Here is a 22888-nt window from a genome sequence, read left to right as displayed (position 1 = left end):
CGGCCCGCGGCGTGTGCAAGGGGGTTCAGAAGGTCTGGAGGGTCACCAGGGTGATCTTGTCCCCGGCCATCTCGACGCGCACGCGCTGGCCGGGACGCAGCAGCCTCAGACCCCCCGCGTCGAACGCCGGCGCGTCGAAGGGCACGGGGGTGCCGTCGTCGAGAAGCACCTGCCCACTGCGGCTTTCGGGGTCGTACGTGTACGCGGTCGCCTGCATGGCCGCAGCCTACTGCCCGGGAATCAGCAACCGCGCCGCGGCGGCGGCCGTCCGCGGGCCCACCCCGAGCGCGAGCGCCGCCCGCAGGTCGTCGCCGGTGTCCACGTCCTGTCGTACGGAATCCACGTCGGTGAGGGGGAGTTCCGCCGCTCCCGAGGCGCGATGGCGTGCGCGCGAATCCGGGCCGAAGGCGGGACGCAATTCCGCGCCTTCCCGGGCGGCCAGCAGGGTGGTGCCGATTGCTGCGGCGTCCGCGAGAAAAGCGCGCGGGAATTCCGCGGCGGCGCCGAGGACCCGGGCCAATTCCAGGGGCCGTAGCGCCGGAAGGTCGGCGTTCAGTGCCGCGACGGCGCTTTCGGGACGCGTCGACCGCACGACGGCCGCCGCGTGCGCGAGGGCCGCGTTCAGGCCACCCCGGGGTTCGTCGGCGACGATGCGGGCGCCAAGGGCCGCCAGCTCGCGGCCGGCCAGGGCGTCGTCGGTGACCACCGCCACATCCCCGACCGCCGGGCAGGCCAGCGCGGCCGCCACGGTGTCCTGGGCGAAGGCGAGGGCCAGACCCGGCCGCACCCCGTCGTCCGCGGTGTCCGAGAGCCTGCTCTTGGCCCGCGCCAGAGGCTTCAACGGGATGACCAACGTCCACTGCACGAGCGTTCCGTCCTTCTCTTCTCGCGGCCATTGTCACTCAGTCGTCACGCGCCCCATCTGGCGGTGTCGGTGGCGGGGCGTACGGTGTTCTCGACAGACAGACGGCCTGGGGCGACACTTGTGCGGCCCCCCAGGCTCTAGAGGAAGGTGTCCGAGTGCCCCGCCGCAGAATCGGCTTCTGGTACCGCCTGGCAGCGGTGATCGCCAAACCGCCGCTCATGGTTCTGCTCAAGCGGGACTGGCGTGGAATGGAGCACATTCCGGCTGACGGCGGATTTATCACCGCGGTCAACCACAATTCGCACATCGATCCCTTCGCGTACGCGCACTTCCAGTACAACACCGGCCGCGTTCCGCGATTCCTCGCGAAGAGCCCTCTTTTCAACAAGGGATTCGTCGGTGTCATGATGCGCGGCACCGGGCAGATTCCCGTCTACCGCGAGACCACGGACGCGCTCAGCGCCTTCAGGGCCGCCATCGACGCCGTGGAACGCGGCGAATGCGTCGCGTTCTACCCCGAGGGCACCATCACCCGGGACCCCGCGCAGTGGCCCATGATCGGCAAGACCGGCGCCGCGCGCGTGGCCCTGCAGACCAAGTGCCCGGTGGTCCCGGTCGCGCAGTGGGGCGCCAACGAACTTCTGCCGCCGTACGCGAAGAAGCTCCACCTCCGGCCGCGCAAGACCTCGCACGTCCTCGCGGGGCCGCCCGTGGACCTGTCGCCGTTCTACGACAAGGAGATGACCCCGGACCTCCTGAAGGCGGCCACCGAGGTCATCATGGCCGCCGTCACCGCCCAGCTGGAGATCATCCGCGGGGAGAAGGCGCCCCACACGGCGTACGACCCTCGCCGCGAGCGGATCGAGCAGCGGCGCCGGACCCAGGCCCAGAGCGGTCACGAGGGGGAGAAGAGCAAGTGAGCAAGCCCGTCAAGGCGGCCGTCTTCGGCACCGGTTCATGGGGCACCGCCTTCGGCATGGTGCTGGCCGACGCGGGGTGCGAGGTCACCCTGTGGGCGCGCCGCCCCGAACTCGCGGAAGCGGTCAACTCCACGCGTACGAACCCGGACTACCTCCCCGGCGTCGAGCTCCCCGAGAACCTGAGGGCCACGGCGGACGCCGCGGAGGCGGCGCGCGACGCCGAGTTGACCGTCCTCGCGATCCCCTCGCAGACCCTGCGCGCCAACCTCGCCGAGTGGACCCCGCTGCTCGCCCCCGACACCGTTCTCGTCTCCCTCATGAAGGGCGTCGAGCTCGGCTCCGCCATGCGGATGAGCGAGGTGATCGAGGACGTCGCGAAGGTGGGCGCCGACCGTATCGCCGTGGTCACCGGACCCAACCTCGCGCGCGAGATCGCCGCCCGGATGCCGGCCGCCGCCGTGGTCGCCTGCACCGAGGAGCCGGTGGCCCAGCGGCTCCAGGCGGCCTGCCACACGCCGTACTTCCGCCCCTACACCAACACGGACGTGGTGGGCTGTGAACTCGGCGGCGCCGTGAAGAACGTCATCGGCCTCGCCGTCGGCATCGCGGACGGCATGGGCCTCGGTGACAACGCCAAGGGCTCGCTCATCACACGCGGTCTGGCGGAGACGACCCGGCTCGGCCTCGCCATGGGCGCCGACCCGCTGACCTTCTCCGGCCTCGCCGGTCTCGGCGACCTGGTGGCGACCTGCTCCTCGCCGCTGTCGCGCAACCACACCTTCGGCACCAACCTTGGCAAGGGCATGACCCTGCAGGAGACCATCGCGGTCACCCGGCAGACCGCCGAGGGCGTCAAGTCCTGTGAGTCCGTGCTGGATCTGGCCCGCAGGCACGGCGTCGACATGCCGATCACCGAGACGGTCGTCGGGATCGTGCACGAGGGCAAGTCCCCGGTGGTCGCCGTCAAGGAGCTGATGTCGCGCAGCGCGAAGCCCGAGCGACGCTGAGCCACGACGCCGGTTTTTGCCTCGTTCGCCGCGGGGGTGGACGCTGTCTCACGGCACTACCAACGGGTACTCTCAACGCGATATGAGCACCGAGAACCTCCCCCAGAACCCTGAGCAGCCGCCTCGCAAGCCGCGCGTGGCCGTCGTGTTCGGCGGGCGCAGCTCCGAACACGGGATCTCCGTGGTCACCGCCGGCGCGGTACTGCGGGCCATCGACCGGACCAAGTACGACGTCCTGCCGATCGGCATCACCCGGGACGGCCGCTGGGCGCTCACCACCGACGAACCGGACCGCATGGCGATCACCGAACGCCGTACGCCGAGCGTCGAGGACCTCGCCGAGTCGAGCGAGGGCGGCGTGGTGCTCCCCGTGGACCCCGCGAACCGCGAAGTCGTCTACAGCGAGCCCGGGTCGGTGCCCAAGGCGCTCGGCGAGGTCGACGTCGTCTTCCCCGTCCTGCACGGCCCCTACGGCGAGGACGGCACCCTGCAGGGCCTCCTGGAGCTCTCCGGGGTCCCGTACGTCGGCTCGGGCGTGCTCGCCTCGGCCGTCGGCCAGGACAAGGAGTACATGAAGCGGGTGTTCACCTCCTTCGGGCTCAAGGTCGGCCCGTACGTGGTGATCCGGCCGCGCGAGTGGGAGCGGGACGAGTCCGCGGCCCGCAAGAAGATCGTCGACTTCGCGGGCGAGCACGGCTGGCCGCTGTTCGTGAAACCCGCGCGCGCGGGTTCGTCGATCGGCATCACCAAGGTCGACGACCTGTCCGGCCTGGACGAGGCGATCGCCGAGGCGCAGCGCCACGATCCGAAGATCCTCGTCGAGGCGGCGCTGCGGGGCCGCGAGATCGAGTGCGGTGTCCTGGAGTTCGAGGACGGCCCGCGCGCGTCCGTCCCGGCCGAGATCCCCCCGCCGCAGGAGCACGCGTACTACGACTTCGAGGCGAAGTACATCGACTCGACCCCGGGGATCGTGCCGGCGCCGCTCACGCCCGAGGAGACGGCCGAGGTCCAGAAGCTCGCGGTCGACGCCTTCGACGCGGCCTCCTGCGAGGGCCTGGTCCGCGCGGACTTCTTCCTCACCGAGGACGGCGAGTTCGTGATCAACGAGATCAACACGCTCCCGGGCTTCACACCGATCTCGATGTACCCGCAGATGTGGGAGAAGAGCGGGATCAGCTACCCGGAGCTGGTGGACCGGCTCATCGAGGCGGCGCTCCGCCGGTCGACGGGGCTTCGGTAGCCGGTCCGCGGTCGGTCGGCAGCTAGTCGGCGATCCCTTCGGGGATCGCCTTTTTTATGCCGGGCGCCAGATCGACCAGCGGCGCCATGCCGTCCGCGGTGCGGTCCTTGGGGATCGTCACCTCGACGTATGCCTTCCGGAGGGTCGTGGTGAAGCGGAACGACCCGTCGTCCCGCTTCTCCAGCAGCCACCCGACTCCGTCGGCCTCGACCCCGTCGGCCTCCGGATCGTCCATCTTCGAGGGCCGCTCGACACCGCACCGCAGTATGATCGCCGGGTCACCCCAGCCCGCGGTCAGCGCGGACGCGGGCTCGGGATCTTGACGGTCCTGGTCGTCGACCTTGGACGGCAGTACCCGGTCCAGTTCTCGGCACAGCTTCGCGACGCCCGCCCCCGGCGAGGGAACCGCCGCCGACGCGCTGTCGTCTGCGGAGGAGCAGCCCGCGACCGTGATCAGCAGGGCGAGCGCGCAAAGACCGAGAGGCCGGTGACGGAAGAAGTTCACCGGCCAAGGGTAGACGGGGGCTAAAGATGGACGACCGGGCAGGTCAGGGTGCGGGTGATGCCGTCCACCTGCTGGACCTTGGCGACCACCAACCGGCCCAGGTCGTCCACGGTGTCGGCCTGTGCGCGGACGATCACGTCATAGGGACCTGTCACGTCCTCGGCCTGGATGACTCCAGGGATCTTGCTGATCGTCTCGGCGACGGTCGACGCCTTGCCGACCTCCGTCTGGATCAGGATGTACGCCTGTACCACGGAACCTCCAGGGCGGCCACGAGGATCATGTGGGGAAAAGGAACGCCACGGTATCGCGTCGCCCCTCGTCACGGGGAGACCCGCGGGGCGCGAACGCCCGTGCCGGGGTGCGGACACGACAGAAGTTCACGGTCCCCTCGACCGTATCGAGGACACTGATGACGCGCGACCGGGCACGGCACGGCACAGAAGGGGCGTAGGGCAATGAAGGGCACTGTTGGTGAGCTCGGCGAGTTCGGGCTCATCAGGGAGCTCACCTCCCGTCTCACCACCACCCCGGCGGTCCGGGTGGGCCCCGGCGACGACGCCGCGGTGGTCGCCGCGCCCGACCGCAGGGTCGTGGCGAGCACCGACATCCTTCTGGAGGGCCGGCACTTCCGCCGCGACTGGTCCACGGCCTACGACGTCGGGCGCAAGGCGGCCGCGCAGAACCTCGCGGACATCGCCGCCATGGGCGCCGTGCCGACCGCTCTGCTGCTCGGCCTGGTCGTGCCCGCCGAACTCCCCGTGACCTGGCCCTCGGAGCTCATGGACGGCCTGCGCGACGAGTGCCAGGTCGCCGGCGCGTCGGTGGTCGGCGGGGACGTCGTACGGGGAGACACGATCATGGTCTCCATCACCGCCCTCGGTGATCTGCGGGGCCAGGAGCCGGTCACCCGGGCCGGCGCCCAGCCCGGCGACCTCGTGGCGGTGACCGGCTGGCTGGGCTGGTCCGCGGCCGGGTACGCGGTGCTCGCCCGCGGCTTCCGCTCACCCCGTGCCTTCGTGGAGGCGCACCGGCGCCCCGAGCCGCCGTACCACGCGGGCCCGGCCGCCGCCGCGCTCGGCGCGACCGCGATGTGCGACGTGAGCGACGGGCTGATCGCCGACCTCGGGCACATCGCCGAGGCCAGCAAGGTCCGTATCGACATCCGCTCCGGCGCGATCGACATCCCGACCCAGATGAACGACATCGGGCAGGCCGTCGGTGTCGATCCCCTCCAGTGGGTGCTGACCGGGGGAGAGGACCACGCGATCGTGGCGACCTTCCCGCCGGACGTGAAGCTCCCGGCCCGCTGGAAGGTGATCGGCGAGGTCCTCAACCCCTCGGCGCTGCCCCAGGTGACGGTCGACGGGGCGCCTTGGACCAGCAAGGGCGGCTGGGACCACTTCGGCGGGGACATCGAGTCGTGAAGCCCCTGGTGCTCACGGTCGCGGGCTCCGACTCCGGCGGAGGGGCCGGCATCCAGGCCGACCTGAAGACCATGCTCGCGCTCGGCGTGCACGGCATGAGTGTCGTCACGGCCGTCACCGCGCAGAACTCCCTCGGCGTCCAGGGCGCCTGGGAGCTTCCGGTGGAGGCGGTGCGGGCCCAGTACCGCGGTGTCGTGGACGACATCGGCGTCCAGGCCGTGAAGACCGGGATGCTCGCCTCGGCCGAACTCGTCGAGGCGGTGGCCGAGTTGATCGCCGGCACGGACGCTCCGGCCGTGATCGACCCGGTGGGCGTCTCCAAGCACGGCGACTCGCTGCTGGCTTCGTCCGCCCTGGACTCCGTACGGCGACGACTGCTCCCGGTGGCCACCGTCGCCACCCCGAACCTCGACGAGGTGACCCAACTCACCGGCCTCCGGGTCGAGTCGGAGACCCACCTGCGCGAGGCCGCCGACGCCGTCCTGTCGTACGGACCGAAGTGGGTGCTCATCAAGGGCGGCCACCTCCCGGGCGACGCGGTCGACCTGCTCACCGACGGCTCCGAGGAGCACTGGCTGCGCGCGCCCCGCCTCGACAACCGGCACACGCACGGCACCGGCTGCACCCTCGCCTCCGCGATCGCCTCGCACCTCGCGAAGGGGCGGTCCGTGCCGGAGGCGGTGACGGCCGCCAAGGAGTACGTCACGGGGGCGATCGCCGCAGGGTTCGCGCTCGGCGCCGGGATCGGACCCGTGGATCATGGCTGGGCGCTCACGCGGGGTGCACCCGGAGCCTGAGTTCGCTTCCGGACGTCGCGCAGGCCCGACCGGCTCAGGGCACGGCAAAAAGCCGGCCCACCCTGAGGTGGACCGGCTCAGTGCAGCGAACCAGCAGTGGCCGCGCGCTTAGCTGTGCGTCAGCGCGAGACCTTGCCGGCCTTGATGCACGAGGTGCAAGCGTTCACGCGCTTCGGCGTCCCGCCCACCACGGTACGGACGCGCTGGATGTTCGGGTTCCAGCGACGGGACGTACGGCGGTGCGAGTGCGAGATGTTGTTGCCGAAGCCCGGCCCCTTGCCGCAGACGTCGCAGTTGGCAGCCACGGGTCACTCCAAAGACTTCAGATGCACTTACGGTCGGATCCCGGCGGGCCGGGATCGAGATCGTAGGATCAGAGATCTGAGTGGCGCTGCCAGGGGGATTGGCCCGATCTGCATCGGGCAACCGGAGCAGCATACAACGACTGCGCCAGCAGAACGAAACTACCATGGCTGATCAGGCATCCGCTCCCGGCCCTCTTCCGGCGGACACCCGCCCGGGGTCTACGCTGCGTCCAGTCCAGCAGCCCGAGGAGGCGCAGGTGGCGCAGGTGCCGCAGACATTCTTCGATGCTCTCGCGGTGCGCGCCTGGTGCGGCCTCGCGCTGCGGGCGCTGGGCCGGGCGCGCGAGGAGATCGACGCGATCAACGTCTACCCGGTCGCCGACGGGGACACCGGCACCAACCTGTACCTGACGGCGGAGTCGGCGGCCGCGGCCGTGGAGGCCGTCTTCGAGGGCCACGACGCCCATGGCTCGGGGAAACCGGCACTCGCCGACGCCGCGCGCGCGATGGCGCACGGAGCCCTCATAGGCGCCCGCGGCAACTCCGGCACGATCCTCGCCCAGCTGCTGCGCGGCATGGCCCAGGTGCTCGCCGCCGAAGGTGAGACGGCTCACACGGACGGCGCGGGACTCCGGCTCGCCCTGCGGCACGCCGCCGACTCCGCCCGCCAGGCCGTGGCCCACCCCGTCGAGGGCACGGTCCTCACGGTCGCCTCGGCCGCCGCCGACGCGGCCGGGGCGGCGGAGGGCGACTGCGGGACGGTCGCACGGGCCGCCTACGAGGGGGCGCGCGCCGCCCTCGCCGCGACACCCGGCCAGCTGGCCGTCCTGGAGCGGGCGGGGGTGGTGGACGCCGGCGGGCGGGGGCTGGTGGCGGTGCTCGGGGCTCTCGTGGAGACGTTCACGGGGGACGTGCCCAGGGCGGTGCCGGTGGTGAGCGGGACGTCCCCGGCGGCATCCGCGGGCTCCATTGAACTCTCCGCCGAAGTCCTCGCGGCCTCCGAGGAGTGTGCCGACGCCCCGGCCACCGGAGGCCCCGCCTTCGAGGTGATCTACCTCCTGGAAGCCGACGACACCGCCGTCGCGCGACTGCGGCAGCGGCTCGACGCGCTCGGGGACTCCCTCGTGGTGGTCGGCGGCGACGGGCTGTGGAACGTCCATGTGCACGTCGACGACGCGGGCGCCGCCGTGGAGGCGGGCGTCGAGGCCGGACGGCCGTACCGGATCCGCGTCACCCACTTCGGCCTCGGTGACGTGCACACCACCGGCGCCGAACGGCCGCCGCGAGAGCCCGCCCAGCGGGCCGTCGTCGCCGTGGTGCCGGGCGAGGGCCTGGCGGGGCTGTACTCCGAGGCCGGCGCGACCGCCGTGCTCGCCCGCCCCGGGGAGCCACCCGCGAGCGGGGAGCTCGTGGAGGCCGTACGACGGGCCCACGCGCGCGAGGTCGTGCTGCTGCCCAACGACGCCGACCTGCGCCACACCGCGGCCGCCGCGGCCGAGCAGGCCCGCGCGGAGGGCATCCGGGTCGCGCTGATCCCGACCCGCTCCGCGGTCCAGGGCATCGCGGCGCTCGCGGTGCACGAACCGGAGCGCCGGTTCGACGAGGACGTCGTCCAGATGACCTCGGCGGCCGGCGCGACCCGCTACGCCGAGGTCGCCGTCGCCGAACGCCAGTCCTGGACCATGGCCGGCATCTGCCAGGCCGGTGACGTCCTCGGGCTCATCGACGGGGACGTGGCGGTGATCGGCTCGGACGTCACCGCCACCGCCGAGACCGTCCTGGACCGCATGCTGTCGGCCGGCGGCGAACTGGTCACCCTCGTCCTCGGCGACGAGGCCCCCGAGACCGTCGCCGACCACCTGGAGGCGCGCGTACGGGAGTCGTACCTCGCCGTGGACACGGTGGTGTACCGGGGCGGACGGCAGGGGGCCGTGCTGCTCATCGGGGTCGAGTAGAAACCCTGGCGATCAGCTGTCCGGCCCCGCCATGAGCCCCAGCATCTGCTCCGCCTCGGCCCGTCGCGACCGTGCCGTGTCGTCGGTGCCCTCCGCGTCGCCGTAGGCGTCGAGCACCGCACGCGCGCGTGCCGCCGCCTCCGCCGGGCGGCTCAGGTCGGCCGCCAGCCAACCCGCCGCGAGTTCGGCACCGGTCCGGGCGTCCAGGGCACCGTCCCCGAGCGAGGCGAACACGACGATCGCCTCCACCACTTGGGCCAGCGCCTCCTCCAGCACGGACTGGATCGGATCGTCCTCGGTTTCCTCGGGCACGGAACGGGCCAGCAGGTCGCCGAACTGCCGGTGGGTGTGCCCGAGTTCGCCCACGAGCCGCTGCCGTGCGTCCTCGTCGGCCTCCGCGTCGCCCAGCGCGGCCTGGCACTCGCGGACCGCCTCCGCCATCAACTCCCGTGCCGCGTCCGCCCCGTCCTCCGCGCGCAGCGCGAGCCACGCGCGGGCGCGCAGGGAACGGACGAGGCCGTGCACGTTGCCGAGCTCACGCCACAGAGCGCCCGCGCGCGCGTACGCCCGGTCGGCCTCGGCGGACAGCCCCGCGGCCCCGAGGGACTCGGCGGCGAGGTGGGCGAGCGTGGCGTGGTCGTGTTGCTCCGGCCACTGCCGGGCGATCTCGGCGGCCTGAAGACGCCGTTCGGCCGCCTCCCGGTGCTCGCCCAGCTCGCTCAGACAGTCGCCGAGCCACCACTGCGTCTGTACGACCGCCCCCTCGCCGTGCCGCTCCGCGCTCAGGTCGGGCAGCGCCGACTCCAGCACCTCCGCGGCCTCGGCCCACCGGCCCAGCCGCAGCAGGAACCCGCCCAGCTGGTGCCGGGCCAGAGCGCCCAGCGTGGGCCCCTCCCCGGCCTCGTCGGCCCAGTGCGCGGCCTCCAGGGCATGCTCGGCGGCCTCCTCGGCGAGCCCCCGGCCGCCGACGACCTCCGCGAGCTGGAGATGCAGCTGGGCCCGTCCGATCGCCTCCAGGTGCGGCCCGCCGTGCTCCAGGGCCGCCCGCAGCGCCCGCTCCGTCCCGGCCAGGTCGCCCAGGTGGTGCATGAGTCCGGCGAGCCTGGCCTCGTACTCCACCGCGAACCACGGCAGACCCGCCGCCACGAACTCCGACGCGGCCCCTGCGAACAGCTCCGCGGCGGTCTCCAGGTCCCCCCTCCGCGCGGCCAGTTCCGCCAGCATCGCCCGCGCCTCGGCGACCCGCGCGGCGAGCCGCACGTCGTCCCCGGCCCGCCCGTCGACGAGTGCCAGGACTTCCCGTACGGCCTGATCCGCCTCGCCGAGGACACCGTCGTCCGCGGTCTCGTGCACCGCCCGCATCAGGATCCGCGCCCGCGACATCAGCACCGACGCCGTCTGCAGGACGCCCGTCCCGTCGCCGGAGTAGAGGGCGAGGACCTCGTCACAGGGGCCGGCGACCGCCGTGAGCGCCTCGTCCACCTCGCCCGCCAGCGCGCGTACGTACGCGGCGCGCGCGTGTGCGGCCAGCGCCTCGCCGGGGTCGCCCGCCGCCGCGTACAACTCGGCGGCCCGCTCGAACAGTTCGATGCCCTCGGGGCCCAGGTCCATCGCCTCGTGGTCGGCGATCTCCGCCCGGTCGCGCGGGTCGAGCTCGACGCCCTCGGCGGCCCGTGCGACCGCCGCCCACGCCTCCACGGCGTTCGGCCGGAGGGTGTCCGACAACCGCCGGGCCTCGGCGACCAGCGCGGGCAGATCGGGCTCCTTCGCGAGAGCGGGGGCGGGAGGCGCCACCAGGGGAGCGGCGACCGTCCGGACCGCCCTTACTCCCAGCGGCAGCCGTTCCACCAGCGGCCGCTGCGCCATACGCGCGCGTGCCTGCTCACTCACGTGGGCTGTGCCGTTGCGCTCGTCGAAGCGGGCGGCCAGCGCGAGGGCTTCCGCGCGCGCGTGGTCGGCGAGCTCGGCCGCGGTCCAGGACCGGCCCGTGGGCCCCGGCACCGATCGCTCACCCAGGCCCAGCTCGGTCAGCCGGTCCATCAGCAGAGCCACCACGGCCGTGAAGTCCAGCCTGCTGCGCGGATGGCCGTCGGCCGTGAAGTACGCGGGACGTTCCGCAAGGAGCTCCAGCGCGCGTGCCTCGTTGCCGCTGAGCGCGCAGAACTCGACGTGGTCCGCGTAGGCGCCGCGCATGCTCTCCATGGACCGTACGAGCCGGAAGCCCCGCAGATGGTTGGCGCGCGCCTCGTCGAGGCGGCCCCGGCGCAGCAGCGGCCTGAGGGAGGAGGCGAGGACCGCGTGCGGCTCGTGGGCGCAGGTGAACTCGCCCTCCAGGACCGGCGCCCACAGATCGAGCGCCACCTCGTCCCGCCCGCGCTGCGACTGCCACCAGCCCTGCTCGTGCAGCTCGCAGGCGTGGCAGTCGGCCATGCTGTCCCGGTCGGCGGCCAGCCACGCGGCGTACGCGCGCTCGGCCCGCTCAAGATCCCCGACGTGCGCGGCCACGCTGTACTCGGCGCTGCGCACGGCCCGTTCGGAGTGCCCGGCCAGCCGGTAGCGGTGCTCCATCTCGCCGAGCCATTTCTCCATGGCGGCGAGCGGGATGTGCGGCTGGTCGAGCATGCCGGTCGTCATCCACTTGAAGACCCAGTGCAGGGAGTGCGTCTCGTACTCGTCGAAGTCCTCGGGGTGCTCGTCCCACATGCGCAGCAGCCGCGCGAAGGGGACGAACATCTTGGCCTTCTCGGAGCTGTAGTTGTAGACCTTCAGCTGGTGCCCGAGCGCCTCGATCACCGCGAGCGGAATGTTCAGCTTCTCCGCCTCGGCGAGCAGCTGTTCCGCGCGCGCGTTGCGGGCGGGACCCTCCGGCTGCTCGGCGTTCTCCGCCATCGCCCGGCGCAGTGCGTCGAAGGCCGCGCTCCCGTCGACCTCGCTCATCAGCGGCCCTCCTCGCCGTTCGTGGCCCACTCCAGCAGGCCTATGAAGGCCCGGTTCAGCAGCGCCGAGTCCGCGGGCCTCAGCGGCCGCTGGGCCATCAGCAGCGCCTGCCCGTACAGCGACTCGGTGGCGGTGCCGATCAGCTCCGGATCGCCCAGCGAACCGATCCGCCGTACCAGCGGGTTCAGATGGTTCAGCACGAGACGCGCGCGTGGGGCGCTCCCGCGCAGCGAGCCGAGGATGCCCGCCCACAGGTCGTCCGCCTGGTCCTCGGCCTCCGCGCGGGCCTGTTCGTGCCGGCCGTCCCGGTCGTCCAGGTGCAGCGCGGGCACGGACAGCGGCCGGAAGGAACGCAGGACGACATCGCAGCCCAGCGGGTCGAGCCTGGCCCGCGCGGCCGCCAGGAAGCCCGACAGCGCCAGCTCCTCGGCCGGATCGACCAGGTCCATGTGGGCGGTGACGGTGTCCGCGTCCAGCTCGGCGACGACCGTCCCCGGCCGCACCGAGGGCAGCGCCTCGACCAGGTCGCTGTCGTAGGTGTAACCGCCGTTGACCACCCCGACGCCCTGCGCGGAGGCGATCGGGGCGACCTGCCGGTACTCCTCGACGGTCCGTGTGAAGTGCACGACCGCGTGCCGCTGCGCGAACTCCTCCAGCGACAGCCGTCCGTCGGTCGTCTCGAACGGCAGCCACGGCAGCATCGTGCGCAGCATGTCCTTGTCGTGCCGCGCGAGCGACTTCACACCCAGGTGGTGCACGGACAGGAAGGCCGCGAGCCGGTCCGGGTCACCGGCGGCGAGGCCCGTCAGCCAGGACCGGATCCGCTCCCCGAGCGCCTCCCGTACGGCGGCCAGCGTCTCGTCCTCGTACAGCGACTCGCGCGAGGCCGTGGGCCGCAGACTGTCGGTGTCCAGGACACAGCGCACGAAGAACGCCCAGTCCGGCAGCAGCTGTTCGGCCCGCTCGGTCAGCAGCATGCCCTTGAGGTGCACCCGGTGGGTGGCCCGCTGGGCGGGGCTGACCGCCGAGGGAAGGACGTACGCCACGCCCCGGATCCCGGCCAGCGGCACGTTCAGCTCGATCGAGTCCAGTGGGGTGAAGCCGAACTGTTCGTGGCAGTGCCGCGCCAGGGCCACCCTGCGGGTGGCGGGGGAGGGGTACGGCCGGTCCCAGGGCGCGGGCAGATCGGTGACCGCCTCGTCGCCGACCCGGACGTCGTACGGCAGCAGGGAGCCGAAGTCCCGGGCGAGCTGGAGGACCCGGTCGGGCGCGAGCCACTCGCCGGCACCCGCCCGCGCCACCAGATGCACCGTGGTCCCCGGCTCCGGACGGGCGTCGTGGGGCAGCGTCCGCACCCGGTACGAACCGTCGTCGCTCGCCGTCCACTCCACGGGCGGCGCGTCCGGCGTACGGGCGCTGCGGCTGACCACCCGGATCCGCTCGGCCACCACGAAACAGGCGAGCAGGCCGATCCCGAACTGCCCGAGGAAGTCGGAGCGGACCTCCTGAAGTCCCTCGGCCCGCTTGGAACTGCGTCCGATGGTGGCCAGCAGATTGTGCACGTCCGCCTCGGTGAGCCCGACCCCGGAGTCCTCGACCCGCAGGGCGCCGTCTTCCGCGTACAACCGCACGCGGGCAGGGCACTCCGGCTGCTCGGCCCGCCGGGCCGTGATGGCGTCCACCGCGTTCTGCAGGAGCTCGCGGAGATAGACCTTGGGGCTGGAGTAGAGGTGATGGGAGAGGAGGTCCACCAGACCGCGCAGGTCGACCTGGAACGTATGAGGTTGCTGAGGTACCTGGGGTGTCTGTGATGACTGTGAGGTCTGGGAATCCATCGTCGCAGCGCCGGTGGGGGGAACGTTCGCGCGGCGCGGGGTCGGGCGGTCCCGGGTGGGGCGGTGACCGCGGGCGGATGGCCGGAGCGCGCCATCGTATGCCCCCAACCAGCCGTCTGACCAGGGGTTTCCCGGTATGTATACGGCAATGTCAGTGGTGTGGTGTGCAATGGATCTCGTGCCCGCACTGGAAGAACCGTTGAAGAAGGTGCTCGGCCCCGCCACCGCGAAGGTGATGGCCGAGCACCTCGGCCTGCACTCCGTCGGCGACCTCCTGCACCACTACCCGCGCAGATACGAGGAGCGGGGGCAGCTGACCCACCTCGCCGACCTGCCCATGGACGAGCACGTCACCGTGGTGGCCCAGGTCGCCGACGCCCGTCTGCACACCTTCGCCTCCGCCAAGGCGCCGCGCGGCAAGGGGCAGCGGCTGGAGGTCACCATCACGGACGGCAGTGGCCGCCTCCAACTTGTCTTCTTCGGCAACGGCGTTCACAAGCCCCACAAGGAGCTCCTGCCGGGCACCCGCGCGATGTTCTCCGGCAAGGTCTCCCTCTTCAACCGCCGCCTCCAACTGGCGCACCCCGCCTACGAGTTGCTTCGCGGTGCCGACGACGAGGCAGCGGAGACGGTGGAGACCTGGGCGGGCGCCCTGATCCCGATCTACCCGGCCACCGCCAAACTGGAGTCCTGGAAGATCGGCAAGGCGATCCAGACGGTCCTGCCGAGCGCGCAGGAGGCGATGGACCCCCTCCCGGAGTCCCTCCGCGAGGGCCGCGGCCTGGTCCCCCTCCCCGAGGCCCTCCTCAAGATCCACCGCCCGCACACCAAGGCAGACGTCGCCGACGCCCACGCCCGCCTCAAGTGGGACGAGGCCTTCGTCCTCCAGGTGGCCCTCGCCCGCCGCCGCCACGCGGACGCCCAACTCCCGGCGGTACCGAGGAAACCGGCTCCGGACGGCCTGCTCTCGGCCTTCGACGACCGCCTCCCCTTCACCCTCACGGAAGGCCAGCAGAAGGTCTCCAAGGAGATCTTCGACGACCTGGCGACGGACCATCCGATGCACCGGCTGCTCCAGGGAGAGGTGGGCTCGGGAAAGACGCTGGTGGCCCTGCGCGCCATGCTCGCCGTCGTCGACGCCGGCGGACAGGCCGCCATGCTGGCCCCCACCGAGGTGCTCGCGCAGCAGCACCACCGCTCGATCGTGGAGATGATGGGCGAGCTCGCCGAGGGCGGGATGCTGGGCGGTTCCGAGCACGCCACCAAGGTCGTGCTGCTCACCGGTTCGATGGGCACGGCCGCGCGCAGGCAGGCGATGCTCGATCTGGTCACCGGTGAGGCCGGGATCGTGATCGGCACGCACGCGCTGATCGAGGACAAGGTGCAGTTCCACGACCTGGGCCTGGTCGTGGTCGACGAACAGCACCGGTTCGGGGTCGAGCAGCGGGACGCCCTGCGCGGCAAGGGAAAGCAGCCGCCCCACCTCCTCGTCATGACGGCCACCCCCATCCCGCGCACGGTCGCGATGACGGTCTTCGGCGACCTGGAGACCTCCGTCCTCGACCAGCTCCCGGCCGGCCGCTCGCCCATCGCCAGCCATGTCGTCCCCGCCGCCGACAAGCCCCACTTCCTCGCCCGCGCCTGGGAACGCGTCCGCGAGGAAGTGGAGAACGGCCACCAGGCGTACGTCGTCTGCCCCCGCATCGGCGACGAGGAGGACGACCCGAAGAAGGCCCGGAAGTCCGTGGAGGACGAGGCCGAGAAGCGCCCGCCGCTCGCCGTCCTGGACATCGCCGACCAGCTCACCAAGGGCCCCTTGAGCGGCCTGCGGGTCGAGGTCCTGCACGGCCGTATGCACCCCGACGACAAGGACGTGGTCATGCGCCGCTTCGCCGCCGGCGAGACCCACGTCCTGGTCGCCACCACGGTCATCGAGGTCGGCGTCAACGTCCCCAACGCCACGGCGATGGTCGTGATGGACGCCGACCGCTTCGGCGTCTCCCAGCTCCACCAGCTGCGCGGGCGAGTGGGCCGGGGCTCGGCGCCCGGCCTGTGCCTCCTGGTCTCGGAGATGCCCGAGGCGAGCCCGGCCCGCCAGCGCCTGAACGCGGTCGCGTCGACCCTGGACGGCTTCGAGCTGTCCCGCATCGACCTGGAGCAGCGCCGCGAGGGCGACGTCCTCGGCCAGGCCCAGTCGGGCGCCCGGACCTCGCTGCGGGTCCTCGCCGTGATCGAGGACGAGGAGATCATCGCGGAGGCCAGGGAAGAGGCGACGGCGGTGGTGGACGCGGACCCGGAGCTTGCGGGGCTCCCCGGCCTGCGCACGGCCCTGGACGCCCTCCTGGACGAGGAGAGGGAGCAGTACCTGGAAAAGGGCTGAGAAACTGGACCCGCAGCCATCCCCGAACAAGGACCGAAGATGACCCGCGTGATCGCCGGCAAGGCCGGTGGGCGCCGCCTGGCGGTCCCCCCGGGCAACGGCACCCGTCCCACCTCCGACCGCGCGCGCGAAGGGCTCTTCTCCACCTGGCAGTCCCTCCTCGGCGGCCCTCTGGCAGGGGAGCGGGTCCTCGACCTCTACGCCGGATCAGGTGCGGTCGGTCTGGAAGCCCTGTCCCGCGGCGCGGGCCACACCCTGCTCGTCGAGGCCGACGCCCGCGCCGCCCGCACGATCCGCGAGAACGTCAAGAACATCGGCCTCCCCGGTGCCGAGGTCCGCGCGGGCAAAGCGGAACAGGTCATTCAACAACCGGCACCGGCACAGCCGTACGACATCGTCTTCCTGGACCCCCCGTACCGAGTCACAGATCACGATCTTCGCGAGATTCTCCTCACACTCCGTACGGAACACTGGCTCGCGCCGGAGGCCCTCGTCACCGTGGAGCGCAGCACCAGAGGTGGAGAATTCAACTGGCCGCCCGGTTTCGAGGCGGTCAAGGCCCGTCGCTACGGCGAGGGAACGTTTTGGTACGGTCGCGCCGCCTCTACGTGCGAAGACGCACGATGACCGGACCGGAGAGCGAGGGATCTCAAGTGCGCCGCGCCGTCTGTCCCGGGTCGTTCGACCCCATCACCAACGGACACCTCGACATCATCTCCCGCGCCTCCAGACTGTACGACGAGGTCTACGTCGCGGTGATGATCAACAAGTCCAAGAAGGGCCTCTTCGAGATCGACGAGCGGATCGACCTGATCCGTGAGGTCACCGCCGAGTACGGCAACGTGATCGTGGAGGCCTTCCACGGCCTCCTCGTCGACTACTGCAAGGAGCGCGACATCCCGGCCATCGTCAAGGGCCTGCGCGCGGTCAGCGACTTCGACTACGAGCTCCAGATGGCCCAGATGAACAACGGGCTGAGCGGAGTCGAGACCCTCTTCGTACCGACCAACCCCACCTACAGCTTCCTGTCTTCCTCGCTCGTCAAGGAGGTCGCGACCTGGGGCGGAGACGTCTCCCACCTGGTTCCCCCGCGGGTTCTGGAAGCGCTGAACGAGCGCCTCCGCAAAGGCTGATGGGGCTACAGTCGTCCCGTCCGTCTCCAACACAGCTGTAGAGAGTGGCGAGCACAGGTGGACGTGCAGAAGAAGCTCGACGAGATCGTGGCCACGGTCTCCGGTGCCCGGTCGATGCCCATGTCGGCCTCGGTGATGGTCAACCGCGCCGAACTGCTCGCGATGCTGGAAGAGCTGCGCCAGGCCCTGCCCGGCTCCCTCGCACAGGCCGAGGAGCTGATCGGCGACCGTGAGCAGATGGTCGAGCAGGCCCGCCAGGAGGCCGAGCGCATCATCTCCACGGCGCACGCCGAGCGCGGCTCACTGATCTCCGACACCGAGATCGCCCGCCGCTCCCAGGCCGAGGCCGACCGGATCCTGAACGAGGCCCGCCAGGAGGCCGAGGAGGTCCGCGCGGAGGCCGACGACTACGTCGACTCCAAGCTCGCCAACTTCGAGGTCGTCCTCACCAAGACCCTCGGCTCGGTCGGCCGCGGCCGCGAGAAGCTCCTCGGCACCGGCCCGGGCCTCGACGAGCACGGCTACGAGGACGAGGACGCCCCCGAGCGCAGCCACGACCCGGAGACGCTGCGCAAGGACGCCGACTCCTACGTCGACGTCAAGCTCGGCGCCTTCGAGGCGGTCCTCGCCAAGACCCTGGAGGCCGTCGGCCGCGGCCGCCAGAAGCTGCACGGCCGTATCGCCACCGACGACCTCGGCGCCCTCGCCGACAACACCGCCACCGTCCAGCACTCCAGCGACGCCGACTACCTGGCCGACCTCACCGCCCTCGCGGAGCAGGACGCCCGGGCCCAGGCCCAGTCCCGGGACCAGTCCGGGCAGCCGGACTACGCCCAGCAGCCGGCGTACGGCTACCAGCAGCAGACCGACGCCTACGCCGGCTATCAGCAGCAGCCCGATCCCTACGCCCAGCAGGACCCGTACGGCTACCAGCAGGCTGATCCCTACGCCTACCAGGGCTACGACCAGCAGCAGGCCGCGTACGACCAGCACCAGGCCCAGCAGCCGCAGCAGACGCACCAGCCGCAGCAGGACTACGCCCTCGACGAGACCAGCCTCTTCGACACCGGCATGATCACGCCGGAGCAGTTGAGGGCGTACGAGCAGGGTCGCGGCCAGTAGGAGAGCACCGGATTGGGCCGTGAGCGAAAGGTCCAGTATCCTGGCTCTTCGGTCGCGTGTACGTCCGCGATCACCGCTGCCCGGGAACACCGAAGGGCGGCGTCCCTCTGAGCTCGAAGATCGAAAGCAGGAATGGCTCCCAACGCGCGCCTCGACCACCGCAACCCTCTCGTGTTCGACACACACGAGCTGGGGCGGCGTCCTGGCGCGCTGCAGCGCCTGACCCGCGAGATCGACGCTCCCAAGGATCTCGGCATCCAGGGAGTGATCGGAGTGCCGGAAGGCGCCCCGGTCGTGCTCGAACTCCGGCTCGAGTCGGTCATGGAAGGGGTGCTTGTCACAGGCACCGCCCGTGCACAGGCCGAGGGGGAGTGCGTAAGGTGTCTGGAGCCGCTTGAGCTGGCGCTCGAAGCGGACTTCCAGGAGATGTTCTCGTACCCTGACGCCGACGACCGTGGCCGCCCGAAGGCGGAACCGGCCGACGACGCCGAGGAAGACGAGGACAGGCTCTTCATCGAGGACGGCCTGTTCGACCTCGAACCCGTGCTGCGTGATGCGGTGGTGCTCGCACTGCCGATGCAGCCGGTGTGCCAGGACGACTGTCTGGGCCTGTGCTCCGAGTGCGGAGAGCGGCTCACGGACGACCCGGACCACCACCATGACGCCGTCGACATCCGTTGGGCGGCACTGCAGGGACTCGCCGGTTCACTCGAAGACGGCGAGAAGGACGAGATGAGTGGCGAAGCGCCTCGATCGGCGCCCGCCAACGAGAAGCAGGAGAAGTAGCCGTGGCTGTTCCGAAGCGGAAGATGTCGCGCAGCAACACGCGCCACCGCCGGTCGCAGTGGAAGGCTGCGGTCCCCACCCTGGTTGCGTGCGAGCGCTGCCACGAGCCCAAGCTGCAGCACATCGCGTGCCCCGCTTGTGGCACCTACAACAAGCGCCAGGTCCTCGAGGTCTGAGCGGCTGGTGAGAGGCACTGTGTCCACGCCGAAGAAGAACTCGGGCGACAACCAGGCCTCGTCCCACACGCTGTTGGAAGGGCGGCTCGGGTACAAGCTCGAGTCCGCCCTTCTGGTGCGTGCGCTCACCCACCGTTCCTACGCATACGAGAACGGCGGCCTGCCCACCAACGAGCGCCTGGAGTTCCTCGGGGACTCCGTGCTCGGCCTGGTGGTCACGGACACGCTGTACACCACCCACCCGGACCTGCCCGAAGGCCAACTGGCCAAGTTGCGGGCCGCGGTGGTCAACTCGCGTGCGCTGGCGGAGGTGGGCCGTGGGCTCGAACTGGGTTCCTTCATCCGGCTCGGCCGGGGTGAAGAGGGCACAGGCGGCCGGGACAAGGCGTCCATCCTCGCCGACACCCTTGAAGCGGTGATCGGCGCTGTCTATCTCGACCAGGGTCTCGAGGCGGCGAGCGAGCTCGTCCACCGCCTCTTCGATCCACTGATCGAGAAGTCCTCGAACCTCGGTGCCGGCCTGGACTGGAAGACCAGTCTCCAGGAGCTCACCGCGACCGAAGGGCTCGGTGTGCCCGAGTACCTGGTCACGGAGACCGGCCCCGATCACGAGAAGACCTTCACTGCTGCCGCCCGCGTCGGAGGCGTCTCGTACGGCACCGGCACCGGCCGCAGCAAGAAGGAGGCGGAGCAGCAGGCCGCGGAGTCCGCCTGGAGGTCCATCCGGGCCGCCGCGGACGAGCGGGCCAAGGCGGCGGCCGAAGCGGTTGTCGAAGCCGTCGAAGCCGCCGAGGACGACGACGAAGGTCCGTCGTCCGTCTCCGCCTGACGCCTGGCGACAGAGCGTCCGGAAGAACAGCGCGGCCGAGCGCCTGCCCCTGAACACCGGGGCGGGCGCTCGGCGCATACACCGGTCCGTGACGGGGGAGCCCCATGCCCGAGTTGCCCGAGGTCGAGGTCGTACGGCGAGGCCTGGAGCGGTGGGTCGCCCACCGTACGGTCGGCGAGGCCGAGGTGCTGCACCCGCGTGCGGTCCGCCGCCACCTCGCCGGTGCCGACGACTTCGCGCACCGCCTCAAGGGTCACCGTGTCGGCACCCCGAGCCGTCGCGGGAAGTACCTCTGGCTGCCCCTGGAGGACACGGACCAGTCGGTCCTGGCCCACCTGGGGATGAGCGGCCAGCTGCTGGTCCAGCCGCACGCGGTGCCCGACGAGAAGCACCTCAGGATCCGGGTGAGGTTCGCCGACGAGGTCGACACCGAACTCCGCTTCGTCGACCAACGCACCTTCGGCGGACTGTCGTTGCACGACAACACCCCCGACGGCCTGCCCGACGTGATCGCGCACATCGCGCGCGACCCCCTCGACCCGCTCTTCGACGACGAGGCCTTCCACCAGGCCCTGCGCCGCAAGCGCTCCACCATCAAACGGGCCCTGCTGGACCAGTCGTTGATCAGTGGAGTCGGCAACATCTACGCGGACGAGGCCCTTTGGCGCTCCCGTATCCACTACGAGCGCCCCACCGCGGGCTTCACGCGCCCGCGCACGGCCGAACTCCTGGGCCACGTCCGGGATGTGATGAACGCGGCCCTCGCGGTCGGCGGCACCAGCTTCGACAGCCTGTACGTCAACGTGAACGGCGAGTCCGGGTACTTCGACCGGTCCCTCGACGCCTACGGCCGTGAGGGGCTGCCGTGCAAGCGGTGCGGTACGCCGATGCGCCGGCGGCCGTGGATGAACCGGTCCAGCTACTTCTGCCCGAGGTGTCAGCGGGCGCCGCGCGTCACGTCGTAGTGCTCGCGGGCGGCCAGGACGTCGTCCATGCGGCCCTCGACGAAGTGGATGAGGCCCAGCAGCCGCTCGGCGACCTCGCGGCCCAGCGGGGTCAGCTCGTAGTCGACCCGGGGCGGGTTGGTGGGCTGGGCCTCGCGGTGCACCAGGCCGTCGCGCTCCAGCGCCTGGAGCGTCTGGGAGAGCATCTTCTCGCTCACGCCGTCGACCCGGCGGCGCAGCTCGTTGAAGCGCAGCGAGCCCTCGTGCAGGGCGCCGAGGGTGAGTGCGCCCCAGCGGCCCGTCACGTGCTCCAGGGTGCCGCGCGAGGGACAGGCCTTCGCGAACACGTCGTACGGGAGGTCCCGCGCCTCCAGGGGCTGCTGCGTGGTGTCCATATCACGAGCGTACTGGAAGAAAGCACTAACCGACAGGTCGCACTAACTAGAAGTTAGTGCGACCGCCGTCCGTGGTGTCTAGTACCCGAAGTCCTGGGTCCACCAGGGGCCGCCCGCACCGAACTGCACGCCCACACCCAGCGTCTTGAAGTCGCAGTTCAAAATGTTGGCCCGGTGACCGGGGCTGTTCATCCAGGCTTCCATGACCGCGGCCGGGTCGGCCTGGCCCCGGGCTATGTTCTCGCCGCCGAGCGTGGTGATCCCGGCCTGCGCCGCACGGTCCCACGGCGTGGCGCCGCTCGGGTCGGTGTGGTCGAAGAACCCCTGGTCGGCCATGGCCTTGCTGAAGGCCCCGGCCAGGTCGGCCAGCGTGCTGTCGGCGGCGACCGGACTGCAGCCGACCTTCGCCCGCTCGACGTTGACGAGCTCCAGCACCTGGGCCGCGGCCGCGGCCTCCGTGGAGACCTCCACCGGCGCGGTGGTCTTCTGCTTCGCCGGCTCTCGCTCCTTCTGCGAAGGGGTGGTCTTCGGCTTCTTGCTCGGCGGGGTCTTCGGCTTCTTCGTCGGCTCCTCGGTCGGCGCGGCCGTCGAGGGCGCGGTCGAGGCCGAGGCCGAGGGGGCCGGCGCGGGCGAGGAGGCACGCTCGGCGTCGCGGCTCGTCGACGAGCCGTCCTCACGGCCCTCGGCGCTGCCGGAGGCGCCGCCCTGCTCGGCCGGGGAGTTGGTCGGCGAGCCCGCCGCCTGCACGTCACCGCCGGTGGTGGTGCCGCCGCCGATCCTGTAGTTGTCCAGGCCGGGCACCACGCCCGCGGCTACCGCGACCGTGCCGATCGCGACGGCCGCCGAGACCCCGAGCAGACCGGTCTTGACCGGCGTCACGAGGTTCTTCCTGCGCCGCCGGTGCGAGCCGCCGCGACGCTGACCGTCGGCGGGCGTGTAGCCCTCGCCCCGGTACAGCGCGTACTCCTCCTCCGACGCGAACAGGTAGGCGTCACTGCGCGCGTAGGGGTCGGCGTCGTCGTGGCTCGGGTGGGCCGGGGTGCCCACCGAGGCGAAGTTGTACGAGTCCTGCGGGTCGTGTCCGCTCCCGAAGGAGCCGTATGTCTGTGTGACCCCCGTGGCGCGGCCCGTGGCGGCGCGGCCGGCGGCGGAGCGTCGGTGGCGTCCCATGTCCTTGCCTTCCTCGTCTGTTCTTGAGGTCGACGCGTCCCCCCGGTCAACCAAAGTCACAAAACCCACACGATGGAGTGAGTTTCGTATGAGATTCATTGGCAGCGGACAGTACCGCATGGCGCCAGAGGAGGGAGTGTCGGGAGAGACATTGGCCGGT

23 protein-coding genes are annotated in these 22888 nt (G+C 71.4%); 14 read left to right on the top strand and 9 right to left on the bottom strand.

Translation table 11 applies throughout. The features are described from left to right. Positions 1 to 25: 25 nt before the first annotated feature. Complete coding sequence (locus ABZT06_RS17715) at positions 26 to 217, bottom strand: hypothetical protein (protein WP_355741191.1); 192 nt, start codon at positions 215 to 217, stop codon at positions 26 to 28. Positions 218 to 226: 9 nt separating this feature from the next. Continuing rightward, positions 227 to 865 (bottom strand): 2-phospho-L-lactate guanylyltransferase, encoded by a 639-nt coding sequence (gene cofC, locus ABZT06_RS17710; protein ID WP_355741190.1) that lies wholly within the window; start codon positions 863 to 865, stop codon positions 227 to 229. A gap of 155 nt (positions 866 to 1020) precedes the next feature. Between cofC and ABZT06_RS17705 the strand changes: the two genes are divergently transcribed. From ABZT06_RS17705 to ABZT06_RS17695, 3 genes are all read left to right on the top strand, one after another. Next, entirely contained in the window at positions 1021 to 1785 is a 765-nt protein-coding gene (locus ABZT06_RS17705) for a lysophospholipid acyltransferase family protein (protein ID WP_355741188.1), read from the top strand. Next, entirely contained in the window at positions 1782 to 2792 is a 1011-nt protein-coding gene (locus tag ABZT06_RS17700) for an NAD(P)H-dependent glycerol-3-phosphate dehydrogenase (RefSeq protein WP_355741186.1), read from the top strand. Before ABZT06_RS17705 ends, ABZT06_RS17700 begins: the two co-directional genes overlap by 4 nt. Before the next feature lie 82 nt (positions 2793 to 2874). After that, positions 2875 to 4032, top strand: a complete 1158-nt coding sequence (locus ABZT06_RS17695; protein WP_355741184.1) for a D-alanine--D-alanine ligase family protein — start codon at positions 2875 to 2877, stop codon at positions 4030 to 4032. A 22-nt stretch (positions 4033 to 4054) separates the two neighbouring features. Here the strand turns inward: ABZT06_RS17695 and ABZT06_RS17690 are convergent, their stop codons facing one another. Then, on the bottom strand, positions 4055 to 4537 hold the full coding sequence (locus tag ABZT06_RS17690; RefSeq protein WP_355741182.1) for a DUF3515 domain-containing protein: 483 nt from the start codon (positions 4535 to 4537) through the stop codon (positions 4055 to 4057). Positions 4538 to 4557: 20 nt separating this feature from the next. Next, positions 4558 to 4791, bottom strand: coding sequence for an Lrp/AsnC ligand binding domain-containing protein (locus ABZT06_RS17685; protein WP_020121007.1), 234 nt, complete (start codon positions 4789 to 4791; stop codon positions 4558 to 4560). Positions 4792 to 4995: 204 nt separating this feature from the next. Between ABZT06_RS17685 and ABZT06_RS17680 the strand changes: the two genes are divergently transcribed. Continuing rightward, positions 4996 to 5964: a thiamine-phosphate kinase gene (locus ABZT06_RS17680; protein ID WP_355741179.1), complete on the top strand. Its 969-nt coding sequence runs from the start codon at positions 4996 to 4998 to the stop codon at positions 5962 to 5964. Then, complete coding sequence (thiD, locus tag ABZT06_RS17675) at positions 5961 to 6761, top strand: bifunctional hydroxymethylpyrimidine kinase/phosphomethylpyrimidine kinase (RefSeq protein WP_355741177.1); 801 nt, start codon at positions 5961 to 5963, stop codon at positions 6759 to 6761. The genes ABZT06_RS17680 and thiD overlap by 4 nt, the downstream gene beginning before the upstream one ends. Before the next feature lie 119 nt (positions 6762 to 6880). Here thiD and rpmB read toward each other — a convergent pair whose 3' ends face one another. Next, positions 6881 to 7066, bottom strand: a complete 186-nt coding sequence (rpmB, locus tag ABZT06_RS17670) for a 50S ribosomal protein L28 (protein WP_003993230.1) — start codon at positions 7064 to 7066, stop codon at positions 6881 to 6883. 257 nt (positions 7067 to 7323) lie between these two features. Between rpmB and ABZT06_RS17665 the strand changes: the two genes are divergently transcribed. Then, positions 7324 to 9021: a DAK2 domain-containing protein gene (locus tag ABZT06_RS17665; protein WP_355741175.1), complete on the top strand. Its 1698-nt coding sequence runs from the start codon at positions 7324 to 7326 to the stop codon at positions 9019 to 9021. Between the two features lie 12 nt (positions 9022 to 9033). Here the strand turns inward: ABZT06_RS17665 and ABZT06_RS17660 are convergent, their stop codons facing one another. Together ABZT06_RS17660 and ABZT06_RS17655 are read right to left on the bottom strand one after the other, a co-directional pair. After that, positions 9034 to 11958: a tetratricopeptide repeat protein gene (locus tag ABZT06_RS17660; RefSeq protein WP_355741173.1), complete on the bottom strand. Its 2925-nt coding sequence runs from the start codon at positions 11956 to 11958 to the stop codon at positions 9034 to 9036. Beyond that, on the bottom strand, positions 11958 to 13793 hold the full coding sequence (locus ABZT06_RS17655; RefSeq protein ID WP_355741171.1) for an HSP90 family protein: 1836 nt from the start codon (positions 13791 to 13793) through the stop codon (positions 11958 to 11960). Before ABZT06_RS17655 ends, ABZT06_RS17660 begins: the two co-directional genes overlap by 1 nt. A 169-nt stretch (positions 13794 to 13962) precedes the next feature. Here ABZT06_RS17655 and recG point away from each other — a divergent pair, with 169 nt between their 5' ends. The 8 genes from recG to mutM all read left to right on the top strand — a co-directional run bounded on the left by recG (position 13963) and on the right by mutM (position 21184). After that, positions 13963 to 16173 (top strand): ATP-dependent DNA helicase RecG, encoded by a 2211-nt coding sequence (gene recG / locus ABZT06_RS17650; protein WP_355741169.1) that lies wholly within the window; start codon positions 13963 to 13965, stop codon positions 16171 to 16173. A gap of 39 nt (positions 16174 to 16212) precedes the next feature. After that, positions 16213 to 16800 carry a 16S rRNA (guanine(966)-N(2))-methyltransferase RsmD gene (gene rsmD / locus ABZT06_RS17645; protein WP_355741167.1) on the top strand — a complete coding sequence of 196 codons (588 nt, stop codon included), beginning with the start codon at positions 16213 to 16215 and terminating at the stop codon, positions 16798 to 16800. 26 nt (positions 16801 to 16826) lie between these two features. Continuing rightward, a complete protein-coding gene (gene coaD / locus ABZT06_RS17640; protein WP_020138732.1) occupies positions 16827 to 17306 on the top strand; it encodes a pantetheine-phosphate adenylyltransferase in 480 nt (159 codons plus the stop codon). A gap of 57 nt (positions 17307 to 17363) precedes the next feature. After that, positions 17364 to 18428, top strand: coding sequence for an ATP synthase F0 subunit B (locus tag ABZT06_RS17635; RefSeq protein ID WP_355741165.1), 1065 nt, complete (start codon positions 17364 to 17366; stop codon positions 18426 to 18428). A 132-nt stretch (positions 18429 to 18560) separates the two neighbouring features. After that, positions 18561 to 19214 carry a DUF177 domain-containing protein gene (locus tag ABZT06_RS17630; RefSeq protein ID WP_355741163.1) on the top strand — a complete coding sequence of 218 codons (654 nt, stop codon included), beginning with the start codon at positions 18561 to 18563 and terminating at the stop codon, positions 19212 to 19214. Positions 19215 to 19216: 2 nt separating this feature from the next. Then, the gene (gene rpmF, locus ABZT06_RS17625; protein ID WP_006139588.1) at positions 19217 to 19390 is read left to right on the top strand and encodes a 50S ribosomal protein L32; all 174 of its coding nucleotides are present in this window, start codon (positions 19217 to 19219) and stop codon (positions 19388 to 19390) included. Between the two features lie 19 nt (positions 19391 to 19409). Next, on the top strand, positions 19410 to 20219 hold the full coding sequence (gene rnc, locus ABZT06_RS17620; protein WP_355741478.1) for a ribonuclease III: 810 nt from the start codon (positions 19410 to 19412) through the stop codon (positions 20217 to 20219). 104 nt (positions 20220 to 20323) lie between these two features. Beyond that, a complete protein-coding gene (mutM, locus tag ABZT06_RS17615) occupies positions 20324 to 21184 on the top strand; it encodes a bifunctional DNA-formamidopyrimidine glycosylase/DNA-(apurinic or apyrimidinic site) lyase (RefSeq protein ID WP_355741161.1) in 861 nt (286 codons plus the stop codon). Here the strand turns inward: mutM and ABZT06_RS17610 are convergent. Further along, positions 21157 to 21558, bottom strand: a complete 402-nt coding sequence (locus ABZT06_RS17610) for a helix-turn-helix domain-containing protein (RefSeq protein ID WP_355741159.1) — start codon at positions 21556 to 21558, stop codon at positions 21157 to 21159. The genes mutM and ABZT06_RS17610 overlap by 28 nt on opposite strands. Before the next feature lie 78 nt (positions 21559 to 21636). Then, positions 21637 to 22728, bottom strand: a complete 1092-nt coding sequence (locus tag ABZT06_RS17605) for a CAP domain-containing protein (protein WP_355741157.1) — start codon at positions 22726 to 22728, stop codon at positions 21637 to 21639. Positions 22729 to 22888: the final 160 nt, after the last annotated feature.

Origin of the sequence: Streptomyces sp. NPDC005483 (assembly GCF_040606035.1) — a bacterium.
Taxonomy (GTDB): Bacteria; Actinomycetota; Actinomycetes; order Streptomycetales; family Streptomycetaceae; genus Streptomyces.
The sequence above is the reverse complement of the archived record's forward strand: the minus strand, read 5'-3'. Positions and strand labels throughout refer to the sequence as shown.

What these genes read in the sequence shown, in the direction of transcription:
- ABZT06_RS17715 (WP_355741191.1), bottom strand. Translation starts at nt 217, where the DNA reads ATGCAGGCGACCGCGTACACGTACGACCCCGAAAGCCGCAGTGGGCAG.
- ABZT06_RS17695 (WP_355741184.1), top strand. Translation starts at nt 2,875, where the DNA reads ATGAGCACCGAGAACCTCCCCCAGAACCCTGAGCAGCCGCCTCGCAAG.
- ABZT06_RS17680 (WP_355741179.1), top strand. Translation starts at nt 4,996, where the DNA reads ATGAAGGGCACTGTTGGTGAGCTCGGCGAGTTCGGGCTCATCAGGGAG.
- ABZT06_RS17660 (WP_355741173.1), bottom strand. Translation starts at nt 11,958, where the DNA reads ATGAGCGAGGTCGACGGGAGCGCGGCCTTCGACGCACTGCGCCGGGCG.
- ABZT06_RS17655 (WP_355741171.1), bottom strand. Translation starts at nt 13,793, where the DNA reads ATGGATTCCCAGACCTCACAGTCATCACAGACACCCCAGGTACCTCAG.
- recG (WP_355741169.1), top strand. Translation starts at nt 13,963, where the DNA reads ATGGATCTCGTGCCCGCACTGGAAGAACCGTTGAAGAAGGTGCTCGGC.
- rsmD (WP_355741167.1), top strand. Translation starts at nt 16,213, where the DNA reads ATGACCCGCGTGATCGCCGGCAAGGCCGGTGGGCGCCGCCTGGCGGTC.
- ABZT06_RS17630 (WP_355741163.1), top strand. Translation starts at nt 18,561, where the DNA reads ATGGCTCCCAACGCGCGCCTCGACCACCGCAACCCTCTCGTGTTCGAC.
- mutM (WP_355741161.1), top strand. Translation starts at nt 20,324, where the DNA reads ATGCCCGAGTTGCCCGAGGTCGAGGTCGTACGGCGAGGCCTGGAGCGG.
- ABZT06_RS17610 (WP_355741159.1), bottom strand. Translation starts at nt 21,558, where the DNA reads ATGGACACCACGCAGCAGCCCCTGGAGGCGCGGGACCTCCCGTACGAC.
- ABZT06_RS17605 (WP_355741157.1), bottom strand. Translation starts at nt 22,728, where the DNA reads ATGGGACGCCACCGACGCTCCGCCGCCGGCCGCGCCGCCACGGGCCGC.